Origin of the sequence: Microbulbifer sp. YPW1 (genome assembly GCF_013367775.1) — a bacterium.
Lineage (GTDB): Bacteria > Pseudomonadota > Gammaproteobacteria > Pseudomonadales > Cellvibrionaceae > Microbulbifer.
Window position 1 is genome coordinate 2,716,399 of record NZ_CP055157.1, and the last position, 14,763, is coordinate 2,731,161.

At 61.0% G+C, this 14,763-nt stretch carries 12 protein-coding genes; 8 read left to right on the top strand and 4 right to left on the bottom strand.

Translation table 11 applies throughout. The features are described 5' to 3' along the window. Positions 1–4: 4 nt before the first annotated feature. The gene (gene gatA, locus HUW35_RS11180; RefSeq protein WP_181252411.1) at positions 5–1,459 is read right to left on the bottom strand and encodes an Asp-tRNA(Asn)/Glu-tRNA(Gln) amidotransferase subunit GatA; all 1,455 of its coding nucleotides are present in this window, start codon (positions 1,457–1,459) and stop codon (positions 5–7) included. A 72-nt stretch (positions 1,460–1,531) separates the two neighbouring features. Beyond that, positions 1,532–1,819 (bottom strand): Asp-tRNA(Asn)/Glu-tRNA(Gln) amidotransferase subunit GatC, encoded by a 288-nt coding sequence (gene gatC / locus HUW35_RS11185; RefSeq protein WP_181252412.1) that lies wholly within the window; start codon positions 1,817–1,819, stop codon positions 1,532–1,534. Between the two features lie 372 nt (positions 1,820–2,191). Between gatC and HUW35_RS11190 the strand changes: the two genes are divergently transcribed. The 7 genes from HUW35_RS11190 to HUW35_RS11220 all read left to right on the top strand — a co-directional run bounded on the left by HUW35_RS11190 (position 2,192) and on the right by HUW35_RS11220 (position 12,353). Then, positions 2,192–3,226: a rod shape-determining protein gene (locus HUW35_RS11190; protein ID WP_043318714.1), complete on the top strand. Its 1,035-nt coding sequence runs from the start codon at positions 2,192–2,194 to the stop codon at positions 3,224–3,226. A gap of 168 nt (positions 3,227–3,394) precedes the next feature. Continuing rightward, complete coding sequence (gene mreC, locus HUW35_RS11195; protein WP_181255667.1) at positions 3,395–4,267, top strand: rod shape-determining protein MreC; 873 nt, start codon at positions 3,395–3,397, stop codon at positions 4,265–4,267. Positions 4,268–4,271: 4 nt separating this feature from the next. Continuing rightward, positions 4,272–4,751, top strand: a complete 480-nt coding sequence (gene mreD / locus HUW35_RS11200; protein WP_181252413.1) for a rod shape-determining protein MreD — start codon at positions 4,272–4,274, stop codon at positions 4,749–4,751. 154 nt (positions 4,752–4,905) lie between these two features. Then, positions 4,906–5,532, top strand: coding sequence for a nucleoside triphosphate pyrophosphatase (locus HUW35_RS11205; RefSeq protein ID WP_181252414.1), 627 nt, complete (start codon positions 4,906–4,908; stop codon positions 5,530–5,532). Between the two features lie 12 nt (positions 5,533–5,544). Then, entirely contained in the window at positions 5,545–7,032 is a 1,488-nt protein-coding gene (gene rng / locus HUW35_RS11210; protein ID WP_181252415.1) for a ribonuclease G, read from the top strand. A gap of 66 nt (positions 7,033–7,098) precedes the next feature. Next, a complete protein-coding gene (locus tag HUW35_RS11215) occupies positions 7,099–11,406 on the top strand; it encodes a YhdP family protein (protein ID WP_181252416.1) in 4,308 nt (1,435 codons plus the stop codon). Positions 11,407–11,513: 107 nt separating this feature from the next. Then, the gene (locus tag HUW35_RS11220; RefSeq protein WP_181252417.1) at positions 11,514–12,353 is read left to right on the top strand and encodes a hypothetical protein; all 840 of its coding nucleotides are present in this window, start codon (positions 11,514–11,516) and stop codon (positions 12,351–12,353) included. A 232-nt stretch (positions 12,354–12,585) separates the two neighbouring features. On the opposite strand, the gene HUW35_RS11225 is transcribed toward HUW35_RS11220, so the two are convergent. Together HUW35_RS11225 and HUW35_RS11230 are read right to left on the bottom strand one after the other, a co-directional pair. Further along, positions 12,586–12,867, bottom strand: coding sequence for a peptidylprolyl isomerase (locus HUW35_RS11225; protein WP_181252418.1), 282 nt, complete (start codon positions 12,865–12,867; stop codon positions 12,586–12,588). A 162-nt stretch (positions 12,868–13,029) separates the two neighbouring features. Next, positions 13,030–13,935, bottom strand: a complete 906-nt coding sequence (locus HUW35_RS11230; protein WP_181252419.1) for a neutral zinc metallopeptidase — start codon at positions 13,933–13,935, stop codon at positions 13,030–13,032. A 182-nt stretch (positions 13,936–14,117) separates the two neighbouring features. Here HUW35_RS11230 and HUW35_RS11235 point away from each other — a divergent pair, with 182 nt between their 5' ends. Further along, on the top strand, positions 14,118–14,693 hold the full coding sequence (locus HUW35_RS11235; RefSeq protein ID WP_181252420.1) for an LON peptidase substrate-binding domain-containing protein: 576 nt from the start codon (positions 14,118–14,120) through the stop codon (positions 14,691–14,693). Positions 14,694–14,763 lie beyond the last annotated feature (70 nt).

Below are 14,763 nucleotides of genomic sequence, written 5' to 3' on the forward strand. Positions count from 1 at the left end.
CTCCTTATTCTGCTACTGGGGCGGCTTTGGTGTGCCAGTCACTGGCCTGCTGGAACTGGTGCGCCACATTGAGCATGCGCGCTTCGTCCAGATAATTGCCGGTGATCTGCAGCCCTACGGGCAGGTTGTGGGCAAATCCGCAGGGAAGGGACATGCCCGGCAGGCCAGCCAGGTTGGTGGCGATGGTGTAGATGTCTTCCAGGTACATGGCCACCGGATCGGCGTTTTTCTCGCCGAGCTTGAATGCGGGGTTCGGTGCGGTGGGGCCCATGATGACATCCACTTTCTGGAAAGCGTCGACAAAGTCCTGCTTGATCAGGCGGCGCACCTGCTGTGCCTTGTTGTAGTAAGCGTCGTAGTAGCCAGCGGAGAGGGCGTAGCTGCCTACCAGAATCCGGCGTTTCACTTCCTCACCGAAGCCTTCGCCGCGGGAGCGCATGTACAGGTCGCGCAGGTCCGCGGGGTTTTCGCAGCGGTAGCCGTAGCGCACGCCGTCGAAGCGGGACAGGTTGGCAGAAGCCTCTGCCGGGGCGATCACGTAGTAGGCGGGCACCGCAAGCTCGCTGTGGGGCAGGCTGATTTCTACCAGCTCCGCACCGAGTTTCTCATAAGCTTGCAGGGCTTCCTGGATACGCGCGCCGATTTCGCTGTCGAGGCCCTCGCCGAAATACTCCTTGGGGACACCGATTTTCAGTCCCTGAATACTGTCGTTCAGGTTGGCGGTGTAATCCTGCGGCGGGCGATCCAGGCAGGTGGAGTCTTTTTTGTCTGAGCTCGCCATCACCGACAGCATCAGCGCGGCATCTTCGGCGGTGCGCGCAATGGGCCCGCCCTGGTCGAGGCTGGAAGCGAACGCAATCATGCCCCAGCGGGAAACGCGCCCGTAGGTGGGCTTGAGGCCGGTGGTACCGGTGAGTGCTGCCGGCTGGCGGATGGAGCCACCGGTGTCGCTGGCGGTAGTCCCCGGTACCAGTTGCGCCGCCACTGCTGCGGCGGAGCCGCCGGAGGAACCGCCCGGTACGCGCTCCAGGTCCCAGGGGTTTTTCACCGCGCCGTAGAAGCTGGACTCGTTGGACGAACCCATGGCGAATTCGTCCATATTGGTTTTACCCAGGCTCACGGCGCCAGCCTGCAGGAAGTTATCCACAACCGTGGCATCGTAGGGGGGCACGAAGTTGTCGAGCATTTTTGAGCCGCAACTGGTGCGTACGCCGTTGGTGCAGAAGATGTCCTTGTGTGCGATGGGGACACCACAGAGTGCCGGGGCATTGCCTTCTGCCAGGCGGGCGTCGGCGGCGGCGGCTTCGCACAGGGCCTGCTCGCCGGTGACGGTGATAAAACTGTTGTACTGGCCATCCAGCTGCTGGATGCGTTCCAGCAGGTGACTGGTGATCTCGACACTGGAGAACTGCTTCTCCCGCAGGCCGCGGATGATCTCGGCGATGGTCAACTGATGCATGGGAAATCCGGTTTCTTGTCTATTCTCTGTCTGTTAAGCAGGTGCGCTCGGCTGGTCAGTCGATGAGCAGGTTTAATCGATGACTTTGGGCACCAGGTAGAGGCCCGCTTCGGTCTGGGGGGCCAGGGCGAGGAACTCTTCGCGGCGGTTTGGCTCGGTGACCTCGTCCTTGCGCAGCACCTGCACTGCGTCCAGGGGGTGCGCCATGGGCTCTACGCCGTCGGTATTGACGGCCTGCAGCTGGTCCACCAGTTGCAGAACGTCGCCCAGGCGGTTGCTGACTTCGTCTATGGTTTCTTCGGAAATGGCGATTCGGGCCAATTCGGCCAGTTTTTCAACAGTTTGCGCGTCGACGGCCATGGGGATAGAGACTCCAGCTTCTCATTGGCTAAATTGCGGCCAGGCCCGGTTTGCGGGGGCCGGCGGGAACAGAAGGAGCGCAAATTTACCATAAGTGTGGGGGAATCTCTTTATGGTTATTATTCAGCCTTGCCCTCAACCCCCGCCGTTGTTAGAGTTTGCCGATTCTGGCCAGGGCGCCCAAGCTACTGGCTTATTTGACGAAGACCGGGTGAAAACGCCGCCCGGAACACAGAATTATTTGCGCGGACTAACTACTCTGTAACGCTTTCCCCGCCGGGGGGCGCTATCGGGTCTGTGATCGGCGCTCTGCGGCACCTGGCCTGATTCTGCCTTCAGGTGTTGTATTTCAGATTAAGGTAACCGAATTCCATGTTTAAACGTTTGCGGGGCATGTTCTCCAGTGATCTCTCCATCGACCTGGGTACTGCCAACACGCTGATCTACGTGCGCGATCGCGGCGTAGTCCTCGATGAACCCTCAGTTGTCGCCATCCGTCATTACAACGGTACCAAGATCGTGGAAGCGGTAGGCGTAGAGGCCAAGCGCATGCTGGGTCGCACTCCCGGCAACATCACGGCCATCCGCCCGCTGAAAGACGGCGTCATTGCCGACTTCCAGGTAACCGAGAAAATGCTGCAGCACTTTATAAAGAAAGTGCACGAGAACAGCTGGATGCGCCCGAGCCCGCGGGTGCTGGTATGTGTGCCCTGTCAGTCCACCGAGGTGGAGCGTCGCGCGATTCGTGAATCCGCCCTCGGCGCCGGTGCCCGTGAGGTGTGGCTGATCGAGGAACCCATGGCTGCGGCCATTGGTGCCGGCCTGAAGGTGGAAGAAGCGAGCGGTTCCATGGTGGTGGACATCGGTGGTGGTACCACCGAGATCGCGATCATCTCCCTGAACGGCGTGGTTTACTCGGATTCCGTGCGCATCGGTGGCGACCGTTTCGATGAAGCCATCGTCAACTATGTGCGTCGCAACTACGGCAGTGTGATTGGCGATGCCACTGCGGAGCGCATCAAGGAAGAGATCGGCTGCGCCTACGCGGGCAGCGAAGTGCGCGAAATCGACGTGCGCGGTCGCAACCTGGCAGAAGGGGTGCCGCGCAGCTTTACCCTGAACAGCGACGAGATCCTGGAGGCGCTGCAGGAACCGCTGACCGGTATCGTGCAGGCGGTAAAGAGTGCGCTGGAGCAGTCTCCTCCCGAACTGGCTTCCGATATCGCCGAGCGCGGTATGGTACTCACCGGTGGTGGCGCCCTGCTGCGTGACCTGGATCGCCTGTTGATGGAAGAGTCCGGCCTGCCGGTCATCGTTGCCGACGATCCGCTGACCTGTGTTGCCCGCGGTGGCGGCCAGGCACTGGATATGATGGACAAGAGCCGCCTGTATCTGGTTTCCAACTGAGCGGATTCCCGCTCAGTCAGTGGCGGTACTCAGGGACTGTTCTGTTCGATCTGTGAATAGATTAAGCAGATTAAACAGATTTAAAGAGTACCGCCGATTCACCTGCGTATGGATGCGCACCGAAGCCAATAACAACATCATTGCCGAACTGGTCAATGGGGGCCGCCCATTAAACCGCTATTTACCCGAGGCCCGTCGCCAGAATCCCGCATTGTCGTGCTGGGGCTGGTGGCAACTGCGCTGATCCTGATCAATCTCTACACCGATTGGCTGGACCCCGCGCGCGAGCGCCTCTCCAGCCTCGCCGCACCTTTCTACTGGATTACCGACACTCCCTCGCGCGTGGGCGGTTGGGCCGGCGAGCAGCTGCGCACCCGCGAAGAGCTGCTGGAAGAAAACAGCCGACTGCAGCATCAGGTGATGCTGCTGGAGCAACAGGCCCAGCTGCTCGCTGCGGTACGCGCGGAAAATACCCAGCTCAAGGAATTGATGAACTCCGCCGAGAGCGTGGACCAGCGCGTGCTGGTCGCTCAGGTCATCGGGGTATCTCCGGATCCGCTCGAACACGTGTTGATTATCGATAAGGGCCGTAGCGATGGGGTGCAACAGGGCGCGGCGATCATGGACGCCAGCGGCCTGCTGGGACAGGTGATCGAAGCGGGTGACATCTCCAGCCGCGTAGTGCTGATTACAGACGCCAACCACGCGCTGCCGGTACAGGTTCTGCGCAACAGTGTGCGCGCGGTGGCGGAAGGCACCGGCGACCTGTACCGACTCAAACTGCGCCACCTGGCCAACACCAGTGATATTCGCGAGGGTGACCTGCTGCTGAGCTCCGGCCTCGGTGGCCGATTCCCGGCGGGCTATCCGGTGGGCGAGGTCACCTCGGTCAGCCGCGATCCCGGTCGCGCCTTTGCCGATGTGGAGGTACAGCCGCGCGGACGCATGAATCGCAGCCGTTTTGTGCTGGCGGTGATCGACGTGGAGCCGCCGGTGGAGAATGGCCTCGAGGGCAGTGCCGATCCCGCGGCTCAGGATTGAGGCCATGGAAACGCACAACCGCTGGTTTATCCTGTTTACGATATTTATCGCCCTGTTGCTGGCGGTCATGCCCCTGCCTACACACTGGCTGTGGTTCCGTCCCGCGTTCTGCGCGCTGCTGGTGATCTTCTGGACAACCCGTATGCCACAGGAACTGGGCGTCGGCTTCGCCTGGATGGTGGGGTTGGTGGAGGACCTGGTGACCGGTTCAACCCTCGGTGCTCACGCACTGGCGCTGGCGGTACTGGCATACTTCAGCTTGCTGACGTACCGACGCACCCGGGCATTCAACCCGGGGCAGCAACTGATGTGGGTGTTCGTGCTGGTGGGTATCAATCAGTTGCTGGGCAACTGGGTACACAGCCTGGCGGGCAAGCCGGTACCCGGATTGACCTTCTTGTGGCCGGCGTTAACCACCGCACTGCTGTGGCCACTGGTGACGCCCTGGCTGCACCGTATGGCCTCCCGCCTGCAGATTCGCTAGGCGGCAGGTTCCTTGTGGCGGCGGCATCCCGCGGCCGGGCAACGCAAATTAGTGTTAAGTCACGCGCAGATTGCGGTTATTTTTCGAGCGCTGGCGCTATAATCAGGCGTTCAGTCGATCACCTGACCACCAAAGATATAACGATAACTGAACCGTGCCACACTCCACTCCAGAACAGCGTTTGATTCTCGCCTCCGCCTCCCCGCGCAGGGCGGAACTGCTGATGCAGATCGGCGTGCAGTTTTCCTCTGCGGCGACATCCGTCGAAGAGCGCCGCCACCCCGAAGAGTCGCCGCACGCGTATGTGCTGCGACTGGCCGAGGAAAAGTCCCGCGCCGGTCTGGCGTTGCAGGACAGGGACAACGTCTGGTCCCTCGGCGCTGACACGCTTGGCGTGATCGACGGTGAGATTCTCGAAAAACCCCGCGATTTCACCGATTTTGCCCGCATGATGCGGCTGATGTCCGGCCGCGAGCACTCGGTGCTCACCGCTATCTGCCTCTCCGGCAGCGAGTCGGCATTCAGTGAGGTTGTGGAAACCAGGGTGCGCTTCCGCGCCCTGGACCGTCGCCTGATCGAGGGTTACTGGAACACCGGAGAGCCTGCTGACAAAGCGGGTGGCTACGGTATTCAGGGAATGGGCGCGCTGCTGGTGGAGTCCATCCATGGCAGTTACAGCAATGTCGTGGGGCTGCCCCTGGAGACCCTGGGAGGGTTTCTGGAACAGGCGGGTATTCCCTACTGGCAGTTCGACAAGCGCGCCGGCGCAGGGATGATCTAGGAGTTACGTCCAGTGAGCGAAGAGTTACTCATCAATGTGGCACCAATGGAAACCCGCGTAGCGCTGGTGGAAAACGGTGTGCTGCAGGAAGTCTATCTGGAGCGCAGTGCCAGTCGCGGCATTGTCGGCAATATCTACAAGGGCAAGGTGGTGCGCGTGCTGCCGGGCATGCAGGCGGCGTTTGTGGATATCGGCCTGGAGCGGGCGGGGTTTATCCACGCCTCGGATATTGCGCCACTGGATGAAGACGGGATGGAGTCCCGCGAGGGTGAGGTGGCGGATATCCGCGCACTGGTGCGGGAGGGGCAGTCCCTGGTGGTGCAGGTGGTGAAAGACCCCATCTCCAGCAAGGGCGCGCGCCTGACTACCCATCTGTCGGTGTCTGCCCGCTACCTGGTGTATATGCCGCAGACCCGTCATATCGGCATCTCCAACCGTATCGAGGACGAATCCGAGCGCGACCGCCTGCGCGATCTGGTGGATCTGGCATCCGCCAAGCTGGCCGAGGAAGGTCACAGTGGTGACGGCGGCTTTATTCTGCGCACCGTGGCCGAAGGGGTGAGCGAAGAGGAGCTGCTGCGGGATATCCCGTTCCTGTACAAGTTGTGGATCGAGCTGGAGCAGCGCATCAAGACTGCGAAAGAGCCGGCGATCATCTACGAAGACTTGCCGTTGTTCATGCGCGCACTGCGCGACCTGGCGCGCCCCCATACCGAGAAAATCCGGATCGACTCCCGCGAGGCCCACGGCCGCGCCGCCAAGTTCACCAGCAAGTACGCCCCGGAAATCGCGCCCCGGATAGAGCACTATCCGGGCGAAAGACCGCTGTTCGACCTGTACGGCGTCGAGGAGGAGATCCGCAAGGCGCTGCAGAACAAGGTAACGCTGAAATCCGGTGGCTACCTAATAGTCGAGCAGACCGAGGCCATGAGCACCATCGATGTGAACACCGGTGCGTTTGTCGGCCATCGCAACCTCGAGGAAACCATCTTCAAGACCAACCTGGAGGCGGCCACTGCGATTGCGCGCCAGCTGCGCCTGCGCAACCTGGGTGGCATCATCATCATCGATTTTATCGATATGCAGGACACGGAACACCAGCGTCAGGTGTTGCGTACCCTGGAGAAGGCGCTGGAGCGGGATCACGCCAAGAGCAGTATCACTGGGGTGTCCGAGCTGGGGCTTGTGGAAATGACGCGCAAGCGTACCCGCGAATCCCTCGGCCAGATGCTGTGCGAGCCCTGTTCGGTATGCGCCGGTCGCGGCACCCTGAAAACCGCAGAGACGGTGTGCTATGAAATCTTCAGGGAGATTATCCGCGAGGCCCGCGCCTACGACAGCGAGAAGATCATGGTACTGGCCAGCCAGGTGGTGATCGACCTGCTGTTGGACGAGGAGTCCGCCAATGTGGCGGACCTCGAAGAATTTATCGCGCGCCCGATCCAGTTCCAGGTCGAGCCCATCTACAACCAGGAGCAGTACGACATTGTACTGGTGTGAGTTCACCACAGTTGCCGCGAGCGGCGACCATAGCCTGTGCTGTCACGGCCCCGGGAGGTTCTCCTGATGCTGTGGTTGCGCTGGTTTGCCCGCAAGTTCTGGCTGCTGGTTGTGGTGCTGGTGATCTCTCTGGCCATCGTGGTCCAGACCGGACGTATCCTGTCTCCCCAGGTGGGCAAATACAGCCCGGAAATCGGCGCCTGGCTCTCCGAGCGCCTGGGCGCACCGGTGCGTCTGGAACATATCTCTTTGCGCTGGCAGGCGCTGGAAGTGGCACTGCAGATCGACGGCCTGAAAATCGGCGGCGAAGGGCAGGTACGCCTGCAGCGTGGCCTGTTTCACCTGGATCTGCTGTCGAGTATCTGGAATCGCGAGCTGATCTGGAAAAACCTGGAAGTCGACGGTTTTTCCGCGCAACTGGAGCAGCGCGCAGAGGGGGGCTGGCAGGTACAGGGCTTCCCGCTGGTGTCCGGGGCGGTGGAGAAACACCCGCAGACCGGTGAGGTGGGGCCGCGCCTGGGCGATCCCGCCCGCATTTTCCAACTGGGTCCGAAGGTGCTGGTGCGTGATGCCAGTATCGGCCTGACCCTGACCGACGGGCAGTCTGCCAACGTCGACCTGCGCGAGATCCAGCTGGAGAACAGCGGTGACTTCCATCGCCTGGTTGCCCGCGCCTTTGTCACCGGTGCCATGGAGAGCCTGCACAGCGGTGAGGAGAGCCTGCACCTGGTGCTTGAGGGCCGCGGCAACCCTCGCGACAGTGAAGAATTCACCCTCAAGGGCTACGTGCAGCTGAACGAGCTGCTGGTCGATGCGGACCTCGTTGGCCTGTTGTACCAGTTGTCGCCGCTGCCGGAAAAACTCTACTGGCCGGGGCGCAAGCTTGCCGGTGGGCGACTGTGGCTGAGCTCGGATGCGCAGACCGGCTACAGCCTGCGCGGCGACCTGAGTCTTGCGCAGATGACGGCGACCGAGCTGGAGCAGGAGCCGCAGGCGCCGAAAAAAGGTGCCCTGGAAACCCTCAATGCCCTGTCCAGCAATATTTCCGGGCGCTGGCGCCCCGGGGACTCCTGGGAGCTGGTGCTGCAGGAGTTGGGGCTCAACTGGCAGCAACTCGAGGTGCCCGATGTCAATCTGCAGGCCAGTGGCGACCAGCACGGCGACCTGCAGCTCGCGGTAGACCAGATAGAACTGCAGGCCTGGCACCGCGTGCTGCGGGTGCTGGAGCTGATGCCGGATAAAGCCGACGAGTGGCTCAGGGCGCTGGAGCCAACCGGTGAGTTGCAGAACGTGCGCCTGGCGCGTATCGATGGCGAGGTGTCCGTTGCCGCCAACCTGCACAATGTGGATGCAGGTGCACACCGCGGTGCGCCGGCAGTTACCGGGGTGAATGGCTACCTGTCGCTGAATGGTCGCGGCGGACGAGTTGAGCTCGCCAGCGATGCCGGTTTCAGCGCGCATTTCCCGCTGCTCTACGATGCACCGTTTTCCTTCGGTGCCGCGCGCGGCACCGTCGCCTGGGATATTGATCGCGATCACAACACGGTTTCCATCTATTCGGGGCCGCTGCTACTGGACGCAGTAGCGGAATCCGCAAGCAAAGCCATTCCCGCGGCCGGCGACTTCCGCGGCCAGTTCCTGTTACAGATTCCGCTCTCACCACACACGCGTGCAGCAGATTTCACGCTCGCGCTGGGATTGCGCAATGTGGCAGTGGAGGAGCAGCGCAATCTGGTGCCGACGGTGGTGGGCGACGACCTGCGCGACTGGTTGAACCAGAGTGTCGGCAAGCGCAATAACGGCAAGATTCCCACCGCTGGCTTTATTTACCGCGGATACAGCTATCGCGAGGGTGATGACGCGGCCCTGTTGGCGCTGGGGCAGCACGACAACCGCCAAACGGTGCAGTTACAGGCGGATATCCGCGATGGCAGCCTCAAATACGCACCGGACTGGCCGGCGGCCGAGCATGTCGATGGGCACCTCAGTGTCAACGATCGCGATGTGCTGGTGATGGCCCCCAAGGCAAGGCTGTGGAATGTGGATGGGGCAAATGTGTCGGTGCACCTATCTCCCGAGACTACCGGTTCCCGCCTGGATGTGCGCGCCCAGCTCGCGGGCCCGGCAGCGGATGGCCTGAAAATCCTGCGTGAATCCCCGCTGCGCGACCGCCTCGGCAATGCCTTTGACAGCTGGGCATTGGACGGAGCCATGCAGGGCAAGCTGCAACTGAGTCAGCCCCTGGGCGGCGCGGATTTTGAACCCAGCCAGCAGATCGACCTGGCCCTCTCTGGTGCCAGCCTGTCGCTGCAGAACCTAAAACTGGATATCGAACAGCTCAATGGCAATGTGCGCTACCACAGTCGCGATGGCCTCAAAGGCTCCAGATTCCGTGGACAGCTGTGGGGCAAACCCTTACGGGCGTCCATCCAGCATCTGGGTGAAGGAGATGCGCGGGATACCCAGGTAGTGATTCACGGCGAGGCGGTGACCGAGAGTATCGGCGAGTGGAGTGGACGCCCGGAATTGCAGTGGCTGGACGGCAGTCTGGACTACACCGCCCGGGTCACCATTCCCGCACCATCCAAGGAAAAGCCCTATGCGGCGGTGCTGGAGTTGTCTTCGGACCTGCAGCAGGTGGCCGTAAACCTGCCGGCGCCACTGGCGAAGCCCGCGGGCGAGAAATCCCGTTTCGTGTTGCGGGTCCCTATCGGCGAACAGGGCAATCTGTACCACCTCAGCTACGGGGAGCATCTGCAGGGCCAATTATGGCAGGTCGATGGCCAGCTGGAACGCGCCTCGATTGCCCTGAATGCCGGGGCCAGACTGCCGGATGCACCGGGAATCTCCGTGATCGGCGACCTGTCTCGGGTGGAACTGCAGCCGTGGAAAGATGCGCTGGCAATCTATACCGGGGACACCTCCGCACAGGGGCAGGTGGCGCAGGATGTTGTCGACAGCGCGCGGGAAGAGGCATCGCCGCTGCCGATTACCCTGGATCTCAGTACCGATCTGTTACAGGTATCCGAAGCCACCAGCATCGAGAATATTCACGTGCGCGGACGCGGCCTGGGGGCCGACTGGCAGCTGGATTTCGACAGCGAGACCGCGGCGGGCGAACTCGCCGGCACGCTCAACGCGGCGACACCGCTGCAGCTGAAACTTGCCCACCTGCGCCTGCCTGCGCTGAAGGGGAAAGACCAGGGGGGACAGGAAGAAGCTGCCGGTGAAGAGGCTGGTGAGGGTGCGGATACACTGACCGCCGAACTTCAGGATCGCTGGAAGGGATTTGATTTTGCCAGCTTGCCGAGTGTGGATTTCAGCACCGAAGCGCTGTGGCTGGGGGAAGAGCGCATGGGGCCCTGGTCCTTCCAGTTGCGCCCCTCGGAGCAGCGCCTGGTAGTGAGTGAAATCAAGGGAACACTGCGCGGAATCCAGATCGATAGCCGCGGGGAAGGGGAGAATCGTCTCGGCGCACAATTGATGTGGATGCGCGACAGCGACGGTCGGGAGTCCTCCCAGTTTATCGGTCGCCTGCGCGGCGATAACCTCGGCAAGGTGCTGCAGGCCTGGGGGCAGGAAGCCGCCATCGAAAGCAGCAGTGCGGTGTTTGATACTGCTCTGCGCTGGCAGGGGTCTCCCGCCATGGTCAGCCCCAACAGCCTCAACGGCGAGATTCGCATCGATATCCGTAACGGCCGCTTTATGCGTGCCAGCGACAACGCGGGCACCTCCCTGCTGCGTTTGCTGTCCCTGTTCAACTTCGACACCTGGGCACGCCGTCTGCGTCTGGATTTCTCCGATCTGGTGCAAAGTGGCCTGACCTTCGACCGGGTGCACGGGGAAGTGTATTTCGAGGGGGATGGGGAGTTGCTGATTGCCGTGCCGATTCAGGTGGAAGGCCCAACCAGTGAGCTGCAGATGGCCGGCCGGGTGAATCTCCAGCGCGAAGACCTCAATCTCACCCTGGTGGCTACCTTGCCTGTGGGCAACAACCTGGCATTTGTAGCGGCTCTGGCCGGTGGCCTGCCCGCTGCTGCCGGGGTGTACCTGATCAGTAAGGTGTTCAAGAAGCAGGTGGATCGGGTGGCGAGCGTCAGTTATCGCATCGATGGCGAGTGGACGGATCCGAAAGTGCGCTTCGACAAGCTGTTTGACGACGGCGCTGCCGGTCGCGAGGGGCAGAGTGCGGTGGCGCAGAGAGAGCAGGAAAAGGCGGCAGAGGCGGTACGTCAGGCGGCGCAGGCAGGAGAACTGTCGGAATCCAACGGCGCTGAGATGCCGCCAGAGGGGGATTCCCAGCTTTCCGACGAGCTTCCCGCGGCACAATCCCGTTCCACCACGCCGGTTCCCCTGCCGCTGGGTACCGGCTGATTCGTGTTCAAGGTTGCAAAAACCGAATAATTATTCGATATTGGCGTATCTCACGTTTGATAATAGCAGCAACCGAAAAATAATCACGCTAACTGGGGGCGTCGCCAATGTCTGAGGTGGTTTCTTTGGCCGGAATACCGTTTAACCGATATACGCTGTTCAAGATCTTCAAGTACACCGTCTACTGCCTGCTCACATACAACGTCTACGCGTTTTTCATGGAAAACCAGGCGGCGGCGGGCACGGTGTTCGCCGATGGCGTCAGCTTCGGCAAAATCATCGAAGCCTACAACGACTCCATCGATACCCTGGCCTGGGTGCTGTTACTGCTGGTGTTCGAGCTGGAAACCTGGGTGCTGTCCGATGAAAAGATCAAGGGCAGTACCAAATGGGTGCTGAACGCGGTATCCGCTTTCTGTTACGTCTTTATCGTCTACTCGTTTTACGGCTACGTCTCGGAGATGGTCTCTCTGACCCATCTGTTGCCGGTAGCCGGTTCTGCCTGTGACCTCGCCAACAGCGGTGGCTGGTCGATGGTGCTGGAGCAGGACGACTATGTGGCACTGACCGCGGCGAACTGCGGCTCACTGGCGGATACCCATTTGCTGCGCCTGGCCGATGCCCAGGTACTCGGTGATGCGGCGGTGTGGCGTGAAATTCAGTGGCTGGCGTGGGTGGATGTGATCAATGCTGGTGCCTGGCTGCTGGTGGTCGCGATCCTGGCATTCGATGTATGGCTGCAGCTGCGCCATCAGCTGTCCGATTCCATCATGCGTTATTCCCAGGTCATCAAGGGCCTGCTGTACTTCACCCTGCTACTGTGCGCCGTTTACTGGGGTATCAATGGCAGCTTCCTGGATTTCTGGGACGCTTTCCTGTGGCTCGTTGCCTTCTTCTTTATCGAGCTGAACCTGTTCGAGTGGCAGGCTGAGACCAGCGCAGAGTGAACTAAAGTAGTGGCTCCCTGATCCAGGTCTGGGAGCCCTGTCTGGGAGCCCTGTAAGGTACCTCGGTGGCGCCAAGGTGCTGGTGCAAGTATTTCGAATCGTTGTGCATACATCCCTGTACGCTCCGGCGCCGCCATCCATGGCGACGACGGTTCGAAATACTTGCCCTAGCACCTTGTATTAGCTTCTACCTACCTCACCTTATTCGACGGGAATTTGTGGGGCAGCTTCATCAATCCTTCCGGCTGGTCACTTCCAGCAGGTGATAACCAAACTGGGTTTTTACCGGGCCGTGTACCTTGTTCAACTCATCGTTGAATACCACTTTATCGAATTCCGGCACCATCTGACCCTGGCTGAACTCACCCAGATCGCCGCCGTTGCGGCCGGAGGGGCACTTGGAATATTGCTGGGCAATCTTTCCGAAATCTGCGCCGTCTTCAATCTGCTTTTTCAGATCCTGACACTGGGCTTCGCTTTCTACGAGAATGTGGCGGGCTGTTGCTTTTGGCACGGGAGTCTCCCTGAACTTTTGTTGAGTAAGTTTGTGAGCGGCAAGCTTAGTGGGTTCTGATCCGGCGAGCCAGTTCACGATGGTGTTTAAGTCACATTGCCTAATGCGAAGACCCCGGTAGCGGTGTCGCCACGGTAACTGTTTCAGAGCAATCACTAGAGGCTATTGTCCGGACAGTGCTGCAAACGTATTGCACTTGTTGACATCGCCGCTGGTGAAACCTTGCTTGAACCAGTAGGCGCGCTGTTCGGCGCTGCCGTGGGTGAAAGCATCCGGGGATACTGCGCGGCCGGCGCGGCGTTGCAGATGGTCGTCGCCGACCGCTGCGGCAGCGCGCAGCCCTTCCTCGATATCACCGGGCTCCAGCATGTTGCGGTCGCGGTGCGCGTAAAAAGCCCACACGCCCGCGTAACAGTCCGCCTGTAATTCCAGCATCACCGAGAGCCGGTTTGACGTCACCTTGTCCGCGCGCATCCGCGCCTGCTGCACTTTTTCCGATGTTCCCATCAGGTTCTGCACATGGTGCCCGACCTCATGGGCGATCACATAGGCAAATGCAAAGTCGCCGGGCGCGCCGAGCTTTTTCAGCTCATTCATAAAGCTCAGGTCCAGATACACCTTCTGGTCTCCGGGACAGTAGAAGGGGCCTACCGCCGCCGAGCTCAGGCCACAGGCCGAGCGCACCGCATCGGTATACAGCACCAGCTTCGGTGTCAGGTACTGGGAGCCAGCCTGTTGGAAAAGGTTTCCCCAGGTGTCCTCCGTATCTGCCAGAACCACGGAAACGAATTGCGCCACCTCATCGTCCGGGGCTACCCCTGGCGCCGTCTGGGCATCCGGGCCCAGGCTGGGGGACTCGGTGCTCTGCATACCGCTGAACAGGTTGCCGCCAAAATAGTAAAGCGCCCCCAGTGCCAGCAGAATCAGCCAGCCTTTTTTGCTGCGCAACAGCAGGGGAGCCAGGGCCAGCAGATTGCCCAATCCCCCCATACCGCCGCCGCCGCCGGGAGATCTTTCCCCACGACGATCTTCCACATTCGAACTTCTGCGACCCTGACGCCAGCGCATGGGAGTACCTCTCGATTCGCATTCGCGTATTGCTTTGAGCATAGAACAGCTGGCGCAATTTTTTGTTTTATGTGCGGGAGATTATCCTTGTGGCAGGAATACCAGTGGTATCTTTGTTTCCTTCCGCTGGGTGGCGCCCCGCGCCGCCCAGAATCCTCTAGAGCAGCAAGCGAGCCAAAATTTTGTCGTTGATTCCCCTGTTCCCGCTCAATATGGCCCTGTTTCCCGGGGTGACGTTGCCGCTGCGTATCTTCGAGCAGCGCTACCTGCGGCTGGTGACCGAATCCCTGAAGACCGATACCGGTTTCGGCGTCGTGTTGATCCGCAACGGCCGCGAGGTGGGTCCGGCGGAAGTGTGGCCGCTGGGGTTGTATGTGCGCATTGTCGACTGGAGCCAGGGGGAAGAGGGGCTGCTGCATATCGATGTGGCCGGGGAGTCGCGCTTCCGGGTACTGGAGACCTTTGCCGAGGAGGACGGACTGCTGATGGCCGATGTGGAGTGGCTGCCGGACGAGGAGTCCCACCCGGTGCCGGAAAGCTGTGACGGCCTGCTGGCGGTGCTGAACGAATTGAAACAGCACGCCGCCACCCTGGCGCTCAAATTCGCACCGGTGGAAAGCGCCGAGGCGTTGTCCTGGCAGCTGGCGCAGCTGTTGCCGCTGGACGATGCCGCGCGGGTGGAGCTGCTGGCCAGCCACGATCCGCTGGAACGGCTGGCCAGTATTGCCGCCAACCTGGATCGCTGGGCAAAACAATAACCGGGCGGCGCGGAATAGGCGTCCCCTGGTAAACAAGAATAAACAGCAAAAACAATAAATCGCTTTCTGG